This is a genomic window from Domibacillus indicus (assembly GCF_000970685.1).
Lineage (GTDB): Bacteria > Bacillota > Bacilli > Bacillales > Domibacillaceae > Domibacillus > Domibacillus indicus.
In genome coordinates, this window is sequence record NZ_LAJB01000002.1 from 707,610 (window position 1) to 723,195 (window position 15,586).

Below are 15,586 nucleotides of genomic sequence, written 5' to 3' on the forward strand. Positions count from 1 at the left end.
TTTGAGAGTGTACACAAAGTTAGAAAGCAGGCTGATTGAAAATGTTTGTCTTTCCAGGAACGCGGCCGGCTGGGAAGCGGAGTAACCTTTTGAGGGTCATGAGCATTCACAGCCGGCAAGTAACGCCGAAAGCAAGCGTTTGTCAACAGCCTGAAAGCTTGAGGATTTCTCCTCAAGCTTTTTTAGTGCTGTTACCACTCACCTTCGATTTCTTCGGCTGTTGTATTATCGCCGTTTCCAGTTTCAAACCTGGCTTTCGCTTCTTTTTCGATAACACTGCCGTCCGGTTTTTGCTGCTCAACGACAGCCGTCACTCTTGTATAACCTGTTTCTGTACCGGCTTCAATGTACCAGTCACCGTCCCCTCCGCCAGGCTGCGTAATTTTAACAATATCGCCTTCCGGGTTCGAAGCATATACATTGGTTACCTTGATCGTATCTTCCAATCCTGACGGTGTTGTTTCAAGCATATCTATTACTTTTTCTTTCGTTTTATTCGTGTATTTAGACTGCTCGAAGGTGACTCCTTCAAGTTCGGTAAAAGCTGATGTAACGATAATGTCAAGATTGGCGCTTTTATTCTCCGGATTTGCTTTCGGGTCCATGTCCGGCGTGACGGTAAGGGTTGTTTCCCCCGGCTTAATGCCGGCCGCCGTGCCGATGTTTTTCTCTCCCGGCACCGCAAGAGCGACGGTTTCATCTGTCAGCTTGTAAATCCATGGGTAGTCTGCCGCACTTTCTGGTTCATCGTTTCCTTCAAGGAATATTTTCACTTCAAATTCTTTCGATTCACCTTCCGTAACTTGAAGCTCGGTGATTGGTTCTCGTTTATCACCGACAGACCATATTTCAACCCGGTCTATTTTTTTCTTAATCGTTACTTGTTTTGAAATAATTTCATCACTTCCGAGCGAGAAGCCGCCGAATGATCTGACTTCAATTTTATTGACGCCCATCGCCGTAAGCGGAACAGTCTGGTTCTTTGCCAGGGCAGCCCAGCCGCCGGTTTCCCATGCTTCGCCTTCTGCTTTTTGTGTGCTGATGCGGTATTCGTACCGGACACCTTCCCCTGCTACGAAACGGGAAAGCCTGGCATCTACACTCTCATATACGACTGCTTTATCTTCAACAGCCGCTTTGCTGTCTGCTCCTGTCATGCCAATATCAGCGGTAAAGTATAATACAGCGGATGAATCATCCGAATAGGTAATGTTAATTGCTTTTTTGTTTCCATCTGTGAAAACCATATCTTTTACCGGTTCCGGTAATAAGCTGTAATCATTCGGGTACGCTGTTTCTGCAACAGTACTGCCGGATGACTTCTCTACCTTTTTAATGCTGCCATTTGCATAGCCGTCATAATTATGACTGTTCTCATCATCCAATCTCACTTTGCTGGTAATCCGGTCTGAAGCAGATGGAATAGAAGAGCTGTATGTTTGGTTAAATCGTGTATCCTCGTATTCTACACGGGCCTGCGGCATTGTTACGTTATGAAGTGCCCAGTCTGCTTTCAGCTTCAGCGATGCCCCAAACGATGCCGGTGTAAAAGCGCCATTCGCGTATGTTACAGTTTGGGTTAACGTAATAACGGCTTCCTTGGCTCCAGTACTCCCATTCGTTTGAAGCTTTACATTAGATGCTGATTTTTCGTCAAGGCTGACTCCATCAGGGAGAGGCTGGATAAGCTTAATATTCTTCAATGTACCTTTAACTGTGCTGTTGCTTAATCCATTCGGCGTCAAATTGTAATCTGCCCGAAAATAATTGGTTCGTTTGCCCGCCTGCTTGACGAGGTTGTTCACAGGGTTTGATTCCAGTTCTCCTTTTAACACCATGCTGCCGTTAATAGCCGGCGGCGCTTCCGCCCTGACCTCAATGGTAACCGGCTGCACATTGGCAGAACCGGTGGAACCGTCTGGCCGCTTGTAAGTTAGTTTAATGTTATCAAATGTATAAGTGCCAACAGCCGTAAATTCAAGAGGCAGCGTTAAATCGACCGGCGCCGGCGCGTTTTGCTGATAATCATATTCAAACGTTTTTCTCAGCGTTACTTTAGTGCCGTCTATTGCAGCGTTAGCTCCTTCGGCCGCTATTACTTTTCCGCCGAACTTCGCCAGGTCTAGTGTCACTTCGACATCAAGCTTCTGCTTATTGATTGATTCTGCAATGTCAAGAAAAATCCGGTCAATATTCCCTTCGGATGCAGGACTCGCATATGCTCCTGTTACCGAAGACAGTTCTTCTAAATACGGCTGGTCCAGCTCGGATGGATCATTTCCAAAACCGATGGAGTACATTTTAATGTTTTTGGCTCCCAGCGCCTGTGCTTTATTTTTGGCGTTTTTTCTAAATAGATTAATAGCTTGTTTTTTCCCTTCGCTTGATGAGGTATTAATCCAGTTTACTCCATTAAAAATATACGGGTTAGTCACATTTCTAAAGCGCTGTGAATAATAGCCAAATGACCCGTTTGTATATTGTGAAACGGTATTTATTCCATCGTCATAGCAATAATAATCACAAACCGCTGTTCTCTCCTCAGAAACAGTCAATTCACCATCTGTCATAAAAATAATATTTTTTTCATTTGTTGACCCGGTTAACATATTTTCAGCATATTCCATTGGTGAACGATAATTGGTGCCTCCATTGGCTGCTAATCTATTTACCTTGTATTTTATTTGCTCAAGCTTCCAGTTAACAGCTTCTTTGCTTCCTGTTCCGTAGTTGATATCAATTATATTATTCATATCTATTCCAGAATTAAACGGGATAAATGCAAATCGGTCATTCGGCCCTGCATTTTTCTGAAAATAATCCAGCGCTTTATACATCGCTTCTTTCGCACTTTGGAACTTTTGCGGGCGGGTACCTGACTCGTTCATTGATCCGGATGTATCAAAAATAAAAACGACATCTACAGGTTTCCGGGCCAGCTGCTCGTACTTTCCAAACGGAATCATTTTCATATCAATCCGCGCCCGTGCATTACTGTCTATTGGTTTTACAACGACCGATTGAGAGGGAGCCGCAGTTACAGAGACCCCAATTGTATTTCCCTGTGCTTTTGTTTGCAGGGCATTAAACGGCATTATTAAAAAAAGCACGATGATTGATAAAACAGCATTTACTACAAATTTTTTCATTTGGCACCAGCCTTTTCCTAATAGGCAATCTTTCTTACTATTATATAGACCTTGTGCTTATTTGGAAAGAATGGTTTTCATGTCTTTTTTCACGTTCGATATAAAGTACAAGGAGCCGGTGATAATTAAAACGTCCTGTTTGAATGCGTTCTGCTGAAAGGATTGAATGGCCGCCTGATAGCTTTGAGCAATTTGAACTGTTTCCGACTGAAACTGTTCGTAGTCCTGCGTGCGGGCCGCTCTTGGAAAATCAAACGGAGCAAGAAACACTTTGTCTGCTGACTCTTTTAAAAGGCCAATCATCCGGTCAAGCGGCTTATCTCTCATCGCGGCAAACAGAATTGTAATATAACGGTCCGGGAATCGCTGTCCAATTGTTTTAACGAGTGCCGCCACCCCTTCTTCATTATGGGCGCCATCGGCGATTACAAGCGGCCGGCGGGATAGTGTTTCAAAGCGGCCCGGCCAGGCTGCTTTTTCAAGCCCGCTTTTAATATGTTCGTCCTCAATTAAAAAAGAATAGTACATACGCAGGTAATCGGCTGCCATCACAGCCATTGACGCGTTTTGTACTTGATGGAGCCCGACAAGGCCTGTTTGAAGAGACGGCCGTGTACTGTAGGCAGAAACAAAATCAAATTGCTCGCCTGTTTCAAGAGAAGCGGTCCATGCGCCAGTGAAATCATGGCCGTACTCGTATAGAGCCGCTTTTTTTTCGGCTGCTTTTTCGGCGATAACACAGAGCGCCTCCGGCTGCTCAACGGCTGTGATAACAGGAATGCCGCTTTTAATAATGCCTGCTTTTTCACCGGCAATTTTTTCGATCGTATCTCCCAAAAACTGAAGATGATCCATGCCAATCGTCGTAATGATCGACAGGATAGGATGAACGATATTCGTTGAGTCCAGACGGCCGCCGAGCCCCACTTCAAATAAAACAATATCCACCGGGTGCACGTAAGCAAAGTAGTAAAAAGCCATCGCGGTAATAATTTCAAATTCACTCGGTCCGCCGATCTCAAGGTCTTCCATTTCATCCGCAATCGTTTTGATTTTACCGGCAAGCAATGTGATTTCTTCATCTGAAATCGGCGTTCCGTTTACGCTGATGCGTTCATTAAACTGCTCAATATAGGGCGATGTAAATGTACCCGTTTCAAAACCAGCTTCCGTTAAGATAGACCGGAGCATCGCTGTAGTTGATCCTTTTCCGTTTGTTCCGCCAATATGAACAGCCCTTACCCGCCGTTCCGGATGGTTAAGGCGCGACATTATATACTCCATACGTTCAAGTCCCGGTTTAATACCGGTGCGAAGACGTCCATGTATCCAGGTGAGTGCTTCTTCGTAGTTATTCATTCCTGTTCTCCTTATGTACGAAAAAGACGAACCGTCCTTTAGGCAGGTTCGTCTTTTTCGCTTAGTTCTTTAAATCTTCAATACGCGCTTCTACTGCTGCCAGTTTCTCACGGTAATCTGCTTCTTTGGCCCGCTCTTCATCTACAACTTTTTGCGGCGCTTTTGAAATAAACCGCTCATTGGCAAGCTTTTTCAAAACACGGTCCACTTCGGACTGCCATTTTGCTTTTTCTTTTTCAAGACGGGCAATTTCTTCATCAATATTGAGAAGGCCGGCAAGCGGCATAAACAATTCTGCGCCCGTTACAACCGCCGTCATTGCTTTTTCAGGCACCGCTGGATTTGTATCGATTAAAAGCTCATCCGGATTGCAGAACCGTTCAATATAGTAATGGTTATCCGTTAAAGTTGCGAGCACCCCGGCATCTTTGGCTTTCAAGACGAGCGGTACTTTTTTGCTCATCGGCGTGTTTACTTCCGCCCGAATATTGCGGACAGCACGAATAATATCGACAAGCAGCTTCATGTTTGCAGCCGCTTCTTTATTTGTTAAAGAAGGATCTGCCTTTGGCCAGGAAGCTTCCACAATCGTTTCACCTTCATGCGGAAGGTTCTGCCAGATTTCTTCTGTAATAAATGGCATAAACGGATGCAAAAGGCGCATCGTGTTATCGAGCACATAAGCAAGAACGGAGCGGGTCATTTGTTTTGCCTGCTCGTCTTCTCCGTAGAGCGGCAATTTGGCCATTTCAATATACCAGTCACAAAGGTCGTCCCAGATAAAGTTGTACAGCGTACGGCCGACTTCCCCGAATTCATATTTCGCAGACAGGCTTGTTACACTGTCGATTGTTTCGTTCAGGCGGGTTAAAATCCACTCGTCTGCCACGGATTTTTCACCGGATAAATCAATTTGATCATATGTCATGCCGCCCATGTTCATAAGAGCAAACCGGGAAGCATTCCAGATTTTATTGGCAAAATTCCATGTTGCTTCGACTTTTTCAGTTGTATAGCGCAAATCCTGGCCCGGTGAGCTTCCGGTTGCGAGGAAATAGCGGAGTGAATCCGCACCGTATTGATCAATGACTTCCATTGGATCAACACCGTTTCCAAGTGATTTGGACATTTTGCGCCCTTGTGCATCACGCACAAGTCCATGAATCAGAACATCTTCAAATGGATGCTCGCCCGTGAACTCAAGACCCTGGAAAATCATCCGTGATACCCAGAAGAAAATAATGTCGTAGCCTGTTACAAGCGCGGCTGTTGGGTAATAGCGTTTGAACTCAGCCGATTCCGCATCCGGCCAGCCCATTGTAGAAAACGGCCACAGTGCAGAAGAAAACCATGTATCCAGCACATCATTATCCTGTTCCCAGTTTTCCGCATCTTTCGGAGCTTCGTGTCCAACATACACTTCGCCGGTTTCTTTATGATACCAGGCTGGAATCCGGTGGCCCCACCAGAGCTGGCGTGAAATACACCAGTCACGGATATTGTCCATCCAGTGGAGATATGTTTTCTCAAAACGGTCCGGTACGAAATTTACTTTGTTTTCGGTTTTTTGAAGCTCTACCGCTTCTTTTGCCAGAGGCTCCATTTTTACAAACCATTGGGTAGATAAATACGGTTCTACAACAGCACCGCTTCTCTCTGAATGGCCCACAGAGTGCAAATGTTCTTCAATTTTAAACAGCACGCCCGCTTCCTGAAGATCCTTCACAATCTGCTTGCGGCAGTCGAAACGGTCCATGCCGCTGTATGTACCGGCCTGGCCGTTCATTGTTCCATCTTCATTCATTACAAGAATACGCGGAAGATCATGGCGGTTGCCCACTTCAAAATCATTCGGATCATGAGCCGGTGTAATTTTTACCACACCGCTTCCGAATTCCGGATCCACGTAATCGTCCGCGATAATTGGAATAATACGGCCGACAATCGGAAGCACAACATTTTTGCCAATTAAATGCTTATAACGTTCATCTTCCGGATGAACAGCGACCGCTGTATCGCCAAGCATCGTCTCCGGACGTGTTGTTGCCACTTCTATTGAGCCAGATCCATCTTCGAGCGGGTATTTCATATGGTAAAAAGCACCCTGGACGTCTTTATAAATCACTTCAATATCAGAAAGAGCCGTTTTCGTAGACGGGTCCCAGTTAATAATGTATTCGCCGCGGTAAATCAGCCCTTTTTCATACAGCTTCACGAACACTTCACGAACCGCTTTTGACAGCCCTTCATCTAACGTAAACCGTTCGCGGCTGTAATCAAGCCCGAGGCCAAGCTTCGCCCATTGCGCGCGAATATGGCCGGCATACTCTTCTTTCCACTTCCATGACTCTTCAAGAAACTTTTCACGTCCAAGATCATATCGGGTGGTGCCTTCTTCTTTTAATTTCTGCTCCACTTTTGCCTGCGTGGCAATACCTGCATGGTCCATTCCCGGAAGCCAGAGAACGTCATATCCCTGCATCCGCTTCATGCGCGTTAAAATATCCTGAAGCGTCGTATCCCAGGCATGGCCGAGATGAAGCTTACCTGTTACGTTTGGAGGCGGAATAACAATCGTGTATGGCGTTTTTGATGTATCATTTTTCGCTTCAAAAAATTTGCCGGCTTTCCACCAGTCATATCTGCCTTGCTCGATTGCCTGTGGATCGTATTTTGTCGGCATAGTTGTTTCTTGTTGTGACATTATTTTTCCTCCTTGACAAAAAAAAGCCCCGCCGCCTGAAAAGGACGAAGAGACTGCTTGCGGTACCACCTTTTCCAGGTCCACACGTTTCTTTTCAATACCATTATCTTAGCCGAAAAGACTTCTATGCGTCAACCTCATGCACATGTTTTTCGAATAATTCATATGATAAGAAAAGAGCAGGGTGCTGCTTGCTGCCGGCAAGCATAAAGCCATACCAAATGAAGGTGTTTTATGGCCTTTCAGCTGGATCGCCTTATGGCTCATAAGCACATCTTGCCGGTCTCCGACTGCACCAAGGACTGGACAGTACTTTAGAAAAAGGATGTGTTTTTCATGATGCGCCATTACGACCGGTGGCCGCCCTGGCTCCGGCGCTGCCGTTTTATGTGCTGCCGGATTATTATTCCTCTGTGCTGCTTTCAAGGGCTGCGGACGATTTTCCTGCCGACCACTTTTGATGTCATTCTCTTGTCTGTTCTGATTCTTCTTGCGGCTGCTCTTCATCTTGAGTGGTTATAAGCTCTACATTGCCAGATGACACTTGAAACCGCCATTTTGCCTGCTCAACGGGCCGCTCTTCAAGCCAGCTGAAAATGGAAGAATCGTCTTCCGTTCGTTTTTGAACTTGAACAGCGGCTTCCTCTGCTTCCTCCTCATCGTTTGCTTCTTCTGTTTCTTCCGCTTCTTCTGCTTCGTCATAGCTTTCTTCAAGATTCTCTTCTGCTTCTTCGAATTTATTATCCGTTTCTTGAACCGAAGCGGCAGCAAGCGTTTCCTCATAAAGATTCCCTGAAGCCGAAACAGCAACGGCAAGTTCGGCTTCTAAAGTCAGGCGATCCGGTTTGCCTACGGTGTAATCAAAGGTATGAATCTCAATTTCTGTGTCAGCTGATGCCTGCTGATTCGGCGGCAGAACAGCCTGTACGGGAATTTGGCGAAAAAACTGGCGGATCGTATCTTCCTCCATTCCATATTGATCATTTATCCGATACTCTCCTGTTACCTCGATTGACCCCTGTACAATCGAATCGGAAATTGTTACTTGTGGATCAAGTGAAATGGACAGCAGTTCGTCCACTTCTTCTCCTTCTGGAAATACAACTTCTTCCTGAACGGAAACGAAAAACAACTCTTCCATCCACACCCCTCCCTTTCGCGCTAGTGTATGCGCAAATAGAAGCAAAAATGAAAAAAAGTGTCAGCCTGCAATGCATGAACACCTTGCAGGCTGACACTAAAGGTTTATTTTTTTAAACGGCTGAATGCTTTTTCCGCCGCTTGAATAGTTTGATTAATATCTTCTTCCGAGTGGGCAGTCGAAAGGAACAAGCCTTCAAACTGAGATGGCGGCAAAAAGACTCCTTCTAGTGCCATTTCACGGAAATAGTCGGCAAACAAAGCAAGATCTGAATTTTTAGCATCATCATAATTGCGGACAGGACCTTCATGAAAGAAAAAGCCGATCATGGAGCCTGCACGATTAAACGAAATTGGAATACCATACTTGGCCGCTGCTTCCGTCAGCCCTTTTTCAAGAAGGTCTGCTTTGCGCCCGAATTCTTCATAAGAAGCCGGCGTCAGCTGGCGAAGTGTTTCGAGGCCGGCTGTCATGGCCATTGGATTTCCGGACAGGGTGCCTGCCTGGTAAATAGATCCGGCCGGTGCAATTTGATTCATAATTTCTGCTTTGCCGCCATAGGCTCCTACTGGCAGGCCGCCGCCAATCACTTTCCCGAGGCAGGTCAGGTCAGGTGTTACCCCGAAATGGCCCTGCGCACAGTTATAGCCTACACGGAAACCGGTCATTACTTCGTCAAAAATGAGCAGTGAGCCATTTTTTTCTGTTACCTCACGCAGCCCTTCTAAAAAGCCCGGCTGCGGCGGAACAACTCCCATGTTTCCAGCGACCGGCTCTACAATTACACAGGCAATATCATTGCCAAACTGGTCAAATGCATATTGTACACTTTCCAGGTCATTATACGGAACGGTAATCGTGTTTTTCGCCACGCTTTCCGGCACGCCAGGGCTGTCCGGCAGGCCCAGAGTCGCTACGCCAGAACCGGCTTTAATTAACAGCGAATCCCCATGGCCATGATAACACCCTTCAAATTTTAAAATTTTATTGCGTCCCGTATAGCCCCGGGCAAGGCGCAATGCACTCATTGTCGCTTCTGTTCCGCTTGATACCATACGCACAACTTCAATCGAGGGAACACGCTCAATGACCAGCCTGGCCATTTCATTTTCTAAAAGAGTAGACGCTCCAAAGCTCGTACCTGTTTCCGCACTTTTTTTCAATGCTTCAACAACCCTGTCATTAGAATGGCCTAAAATAAGTGGCCCCCAGGAGAGCACATAGTCAATATACTCATTGCCGTCAATATCATAAATTTTCGAGCCCTTGCCGCGCTCCATAAAAATCGGATCGATGTTTACAGACTTAAAAGCTCGGACCGGGCTGTTTACGCCGCCCGGCATCATCTCAACTGCTTCTTTAAAAGCTGCTTTTGACTTTTCAAATGAACGCATGAAAAAAACGCCCCCCTTTATTGTTCGTTCAGCCAGCGTACTGCATCCTTGGCATGATAGGTCATAATTAAATCGGCTCCTGCGCGCTTCATTCCTGTTAACGTTTCAAGCACAATCGCTTTTTCATCGACCCAGCCGTTCAATGCGGCTGCTTTTACCATCGCGTACTCTCCGCTTACATTGTACGCAACGACCGGCGCGTCAAACTCATTCCGTACGTCGCGCACAATATCCAGGTAGGACAAAGCCGGCTTTACGATTAAAAAGTCAGCACCCTGTTCAATATCTGCACGCGCTTCCCTTATTGCTTCACGGCGGTTTGCCGGATCCATTTGATAGGTTTTCCGGTCACCAAATTGAGGGGTAGAATCAGCAGCGTCACGAAATGGCCCGTAATAAGCGGAAGAATATTTCACAGCGTACGACATAATTGGCACTTCTGTGTACCCGGCTTCATCCAGCCCTTTTCGTATGGCGGCTACAAAGCCGTCCATCATGTTTGACGGAGCAATAATATCCGCGCCGGCTTCCGCCTGGCTGACTGCCGTTTTTGCCAGCAGATCGAGTGACGGATCATTTAAGATACGGTCTTCTTCAATCAAGCCGCAATGCCCATGATCTGTGTATTCGCATAAACATGTATCTGCAATAACCACAAGGTCCCGATACTGCTCTTTAATGTACCGTGTTGCTTTCTGGACAATGCCATGATTGTGATAAGCGCCTGTGCCCACCGCATCCTTTACATCAGGCAGGCCAAATAAAATAACCGACTTAATGCCAAGGCTTACCACCTCATCGAGCTCTTCTTTCAGCTGGTCAATAGACAGCTGGAATACGCCTGGCATGGATGGCACCTCATTGCGTATTCCTTCCCCCTCTGCCACAAACAGGGGATAAATAAAATCAGCAGCCTGAAGCTGTGTTTCCCGTACAAGAGCACGCATACTAGCTGTTTTGCGCAGCCGGCGGTGCCTGTCAAAATTCAAATCCATTATGATCGCTCCTTATAAAATTTTTTAATCTCATTTACAAGCGCATCCACTGTAAATTCCGCCGGGCAAACAGAAATCGGTATTTCAAACGACATCGCTTCCTTCTTTGTTACCCGGCCAATCACTCCGTAATCTGCATCAGGAAAAGGCTCTCCTGCTTCTTGAAGGATTTTCACAAAATGCCGTACTGCCGAAGGACTTGTAAACGTAAACATATCCATCTTTTCCGTTCTGATCAGTTTTAATAAATTCGCCTGCTCTTCTTCCGGAAAATAAGTTTCGTATACAATCCAGTCATCCGCCTGGATACCTTTTCGGCGTAGAGTGCCCGAAATCAAGCTTCGCGCCAGACTGCCTTTTGGGATCAGCACCTTCTCTGGCAGAAAAAGCCCTTTTTTTATTTCTTCCGTCAAATCTTCAGCGGAAAAGCTTGCCGGCATGTAAGAAACCGGCAGGCCATAGGCTTCCATTGCCCGCGCCGTTTGTTTGCCGATAGCCGCCCATTTCGCCTGTATCTTTTTTAAGTGGCGGCCTGCCTTTTCCATAAAAAAATCAACACCATTTTTGCTTGTAAATAAAATCCAGTCGTATGTATGCAGGTTTTGTAGAATAACCTCATCCTGCTCATCTTCAAAAGGCTGAAATGCGATAAGCGGCACCGCGTATGCTGTGCCGCCCGCCTTTTCTATTTTACCAATAAACGGTGCTGCCTGTCCTGCGGGACGTGTTACAACGATTCGTTTACCAGCAAGCGGCTTCACTCAGCTGCCGCTCTCGCCGCTTCAATCAGCTCTTCAGCTCCGCGGTTTTTAAGCAAACGGGCGGCTTCAAGTCCGACCTGTTCAGCATCCGCTCCTGAAACGCTTTCTTTTAAAATCGTTTTTCCATCCGGCGAAGCAACCAGCGCGGTTAAGAACACATGTTCAGCATTCATCGTCGCAAAGCCTGCGACCGGCACCTGGCACCCACCGTCAACAGCAGCTAAAAAAGCACGTTCAGCCGCGACAGCCCGCTTTGTTTTGTCACAGGTAAACTGATTAAGCAGAGCCAGAAGCTCTTTATCATCAGCCCGGCATTCAATCGCCAGCGCCCCCTGGCCGACAGCCGGTACGGACAGGTCTTCATTTAAAAATTCAGTAACGGTTTCCGATGACCAGCCCATGCGTGCAAGGCCGGCCGCCGCCAAAATAATAGCATCATATTCTTCATTTTTAAGCTTTGCCAGCCGTGTATCAATATTGCCGCGAATCCACTTGATCTCAATATCAGGTCTTGCCGCAAGCAGCTGGGCTCCACGGCGAAGGCTGCTCGTTCCGACAATGGAACCCGGCGGCAAATCACGAAATGTCATATGGCCATTCGAAATAAATGCATCACGGTGGTCTTCCCGCTCCGGTACAGCACCAATCACAAGCCCTTCCGGAAGAACGGCCGGCATGTCTTTCATGCTGTGCACCGCCATATCAATTTCACCGTCGAACATTGCCTGTTCGATTTCTTTAACAAAGAGACCTTTTCCGCCGACTTTTGACAAAGTAACATCTAAAATGCGGTCGCCTTTCGTGACGATCTCTTTCACTTCAAACTCCGTTCCCGGAGACAGCGCTTTAAGCTGATCGATAACCTGGTTGGTCTGCGTCAGCGCCAGGCGGCTTCTTCTTGAGCCGACAATAATTTTCCGCAAAATACTTCCCTCCATAACCGTTTGAAAGCCGGTGTCACGAATACCAGAAATGGAATGTGGACAGCCGGCTTCCAAGGAAAAAGTTCATTAAAATGATAAGAAATGCTGCTGCATTAATATATGCAAGTGTTTTTCCTGCGGCGCCTTTTCGCACTTTTACATACAAAAAAGCACTATATACAAACAGTAAAACAAAAGATGTGACAATTTTCAAATCAAACCAGCTGACATCCGGCAATTTAATCGTTTTCCAGACAAGTCCAAGAATAAGACTGAGCAGCAGGAGCGGCACCCCCAGTGCGTTCAATATAACGGACAGCTTTTCCAGCTTACCGAGATCGCCGATGCGCCAGAGCCGCTCATTCCACTTTTTCGTCTTCAGGAGCCGGTACTGAAGTACGTAAAGCGCCGAAAAAATAAAAGACAGGGAAAACGCACCATACGATAGAATTGCAATTGTAATATGCAGGAGCAGCAGTTCCGATACAAGCTTTTCGGCTGCAGCCTGCGATTCTACCTGCACAGGGGCAAAAGTATGGATAGCCATAATCATAAATCCGATTACATTCGTAAAAAACACGGTAAAATCCATGCGGAGCAGTTTATTCAGTGTAAGCGAAAAAGTAACCAGCACCCACGCATAAAAATAAAGGCCTTCAAACAGAGTCAGGACTGGAAATCGGCCTGTATTATACATATACAGGCCTAGAAAAATCGTTTGAAGGCTCCAGACAACAGTTAAAATCCAGAAAGCGGCTTTGTTTGCCCGCTGATTTTTCTGGACAAAATCAAGAAAATAGAGCAGTACGCTTACTGCGTATAAAATAATCATTAATTCATGAAGGCGTGTCATTCCCTGCTCCAACATCGCGTAACCTCACTTAAAATTGGAGTAAAGGCTTTGCCTGAACTGTTTGAACGCACTCTTCCTCTTCTTGTGCACGTTTTAACTCTTTTACGTCTTCTTCAATATTAAAAATGTGCATAAAAAGCTCCAGTTTTTCTGCAGCCCGTTTGTCACCGGCCAATTCTTTCGCCTGCAGGATCGGATCTTTGAGCATTTGATTCACAATACTCTTCGTATGCTTGCTCAATACTTTCCGGTCACGCTCCGATAGATGGGGCAGTTTCCGGTCAAGGCTTTCCATTGTTTCCGCCTGGATCGAAAGAGCTTTTTGGCGCAGTGCAGAAATAACCGGAACGACACCAAGCAAATTAATCCACTCATTAAAAGCGACAATCTCGCCTTCAATCATAAGACCAATCTTTTGGGCGGCTTTTTCGCGTTCAGCCAAGTTCGCCTGGACAATGCCTTCCAAGTCGTCAATATCATATAGAAAGATGCTGTCAATATCTGCGATGCCTGGCTCAATATCACGAGGCACTGCAATATCCACCATAAAAAGCGGGCGCCCTTTGCGTAATTTTTGTACACCTGCTATTAATTCTTGTGTAATTACATACTCTTTTGAGCCGGTTGAACTAATTAATATATCTGCATCGATAAGCGCGCATTGCAATTCGTCTATCGTTTTTGCTTCTCCATTAAACCGGCTGGCGAGCGCTTCTGCTTTTTGGAAAGTCCGGTTCATGACTGTTACTTTTGTTGCGCCGCTTCCATGCAGATTTTTAATTGCCAGTTCACCCATCTTGCCCGCTCCAAGAACGAGTACATGGCGGCCATCAAGCCGGCCAAATATTTTTTTCGCAAGTTCCACAGCTGCATAGCTGACGGATACAGCATTAGCGCCGATCTCTGTTTCTGCGTGAGCGCGTTTTGCCAGTGTTACTGCCTGCTTGAACAAATGATTAAATACTGTACCGGCAGCGCCTACTTCCTGGGATTGAAAAAAGCTTTGACGTACCTGTCCAAGAATTTGCGTTTCGCCAAGTACCATTGAGTTTAACCCTGCCGATACACGGAATAAATGTTCAACTGCCGCTTCTTGCTCATAAATGAACAAAAATGGCGTGAATTCTTCCTGAGGAATTTGGAACCACTTCGATAAAAATTCTTTTATATAGTAACGGCCGGTATGCAGCTGATCAACGACCGCGTATATTTCTGTACGGTTGCATGTCGATATAATAACGTTCTCGAGCACACTTTTTTGTTTCTGGAGCTCGGTCATAGCTGCAGCAAGCATTTCTTCCTGAAATGAAAGGCGCTCGCGTATTTCTACCGGGGCTGTTTTATAATTTAATCCCACCGTGATGATATGCACGTCACTTGCACCCCCGAAAAACGATTCATTGTGAGTCCCATTATAACATAATGCGACGTTTTTATTATTCAAAATTTGTGAACATATGCTAACATAAAAGACGGTCATGTTTGTTTATATAATAAAATCTGCACAAGTTTTTCTTTTATACTATAGACATAAATCTAGAAGCTAAAACCAGGGTTCTTTTTGATTTATGACTGTGCAGCTTTCTTATTTATAAATATTATCAAATAAAAATGATTTTTTCAATAGAACGATTTGGAAGAGCAGCTGCATGGCTATTCTGCAATAAGGGTGGAGCAAATGCTAACACCGAAGCGCCCTGCTGCAACGCATTTGTGACCCGCTTCCTGCGGTGCGGGTCACAAATAAAAATGATTTTTTCAATAGAACGATTTGGAAAGCGAGGCAAAAAAATGAATGGACAGCGTATTTTTCCAGGCATCCTGTTAATTGGGTTTGGCCTTTACTTTTTTCTTCAGCACTCGGCCTTTACATGGATAAAACCTTATCTTGGCTGGCCTGCTCTCTTGCTTATTACCGGTTTTGCATTTCTTGCCCAGGGATTGAAGAGTGATGGAAACCATATTCTGCCCGGTGTTGTTCTTACTGGATTTGGCCTTCATTTTTATGTAGTTGACTTTCTGGGCTGGTGGGCACATGAGACAGGTGTGTTTATTTTGATAATTGCCGTTGGCTTTTTCATTCAGCATCAAAAAACAGGAAGCGGCCTTTTAAATGGGATTTTATTTTTACTGCTGGCTTCCGTTATTCTTTTCTATGAAACAATCAAGCAGTGGTTTAGTCCGATTGGGCTGGTCTGGCAGTTTTGGCCGCTTATTTTAATTGCGGCTGGCGGCTACTTGCTGTTTGTTCAAAAAAACGGCGGATATACACGAAAAAAAACATAAAAAAAGCGGTCTCCCAGAATG

12 protein-coding genes are annotated in these 15,586 nt (G+C 45.7%); 2 read left to right on the plus strand and 10 right to left on the minus strand.

Annotation, left to right across the window (positions count from 1 at the left end; genetic code table 11):
• Positions 1–191 precede the first annotated feature (191 nt).
• From VP98_RS04010 to VP98_RS04020, 3 genes are all read right to left on the minus strand, one after another.
• Positions 192–3,149, minus strand: coding sequence for a vWA domain-containing protein (locus tag VP98_RS04010; protein WP_046173979.1), 2,958 nt, complete (start codon positions 3,147–3,149; stop codon positions 192–194).
• A 57-nt stretch (positions 3,150–3,206) separates the two neighbouring features.
• Positions 3,207–4,508, minus strand: coding sequence for a bifunctional folylpolyglutamate synthase/dihydrofolate synthase (locus VP98_RS04015; protein WP_046173980.1), 1,302 nt, complete (start codon positions 4,506–4,508; stop codon positions 3,207–3,209).
• A gap of 61 nt (positions 4,509–4,569) precedes the next feature.
• Positions 4,570–7,212 (minus strand): valine--tRNA ligase, encoded by a 2,643-nt coding sequence (locus tag VP98_RS04020; protein ID WP_046173981.1) that lies wholly within the window; start codon positions 7,210–7,212, stop codon positions 4,570–4,572.
• Between the two features lie 339 nt (positions 7,213–7,551).
• Between VP98_RS04020 and VP98_RS19185 the strand changes: the two genes are divergently transcribed.
• Positions 7,552–7,734 carry a hypothetical protein gene (locus tag VP98_RS19185; RefSeq protein WP_082087829.1) on the plus strand — a complete coding sequence of 61 codons (183 nt, stop codon included), beginning with the start codon at positions 7,552–7,554 and terminating at the stop codon, positions 7,732–7,734.
• Here the strand turns inward: VP98_RS19185 and VP98_RS04030 are convergent.
• From VP98_RS04030 to hemA, 7 genes are all read right to left on the minus strand, one after another.
• On the minus strand, positions 7,676–8,353 hold the full coding sequence (locus VP98_RS04030; RefSeq protein ID WP_046173983.1) for a hypothetical protein: 678 nt from the start codon (positions 8,351–8,353) through the stop codon (positions 7,676–7,678). The two genes, VP98_RS19185 and VP98_RS04030, sit on opposite strands and share 59 nt — an antisense overlap.
• Before the next feature lie 104 nt (positions 8,354–8,457).
• Positions 8,458–9,747, minus strand: a complete 1,290-nt coding sequence (hemL, locus tag VP98_RS04035) for a glutamate-1-semialdehyde 2,1-aminomutase (RefSeq protein ID WP_046173984.1) — start codon at positions 9,745–9,747, stop codon at positions 8,458–8,460.
• A gap of 17 nt (positions 9,748–9,764) precedes the next feature.
• On the minus strand, positions 9,765–10,742 hold the full coding sequence (hemB, locus tag VP98_RS04040) for a porphobilinogen synthase (RefSeq protein WP_407919197.1): 978 nt from the start codon (positions 10,740–10,742) through the stop codon (positions 9,765–9,767).
• Positions 10,742–11,503 (minus strand): uroporphyrinogen-III synthase, encoded by a 762-nt coding sequence (locus VP98_RS04045; protein WP_046173986.1) that lies wholly within the window; start codon positions 11,501–11,503, stop codon positions 10,742–10,744. Before VP98_RS04045 ends, hemB begins: the two co-directional genes overlap by 1 nt.
• Positions 11,500–12,426: a hydroxymethylbilane synthase gene (gene hemC / locus VP98_RS04050; protein ID WP_046173987.1), complete on the minus strand. Its 927-nt coding sequence runs from the start codon at positions 12,424–12,426 to the stop codon at positions 11,500–11,502. Before hemC ends, VP98_RS04045 begins: the two co-directional genes overlap by 4 nt.
• A 34-nt stretch (positions 12,427–12,460) precedes the next feature.
• Positions 12,461–13,294 (minus strand): cytochrome C assembly family protein, encoded by an 834-nt coding sequence (locus VP98_RS04055; protein WP_046173988.1) that lies wholly within the window; start codon positions 13,292–13,294, stop codon positions 12,461–12,463.
• Between the two features lie 13 nt (positions 13,295–13,307).
• Complete coding sequence (hemA, locus tag VP98_RS04060) at positions 13,308–14,651, minus strand: glutamyl-tRNA reductase (RefSeq protein WP_046173989.1); 1,344 nt, start codon at positions 14,649–14,651, stop codon at positions 13,308–13,310.
• Between the two features lie 419 nt (positions 14,652–15,070).
• Here hemA and VP98_RS04065 point away from each other — a divergent pair, with 419 nt between their 5' ends.
• A complete protein-coding gene (locus VP98_RS04065; RefSeq protein WP_046174152.1) occupies positions 15,071–15,565 on the plus strand; it encodes a hypothetical protein in 495 nt (164 codons plus the stop codon).
• Positions 15,566–15,586 lie beyond the last annotated feature (21 nt).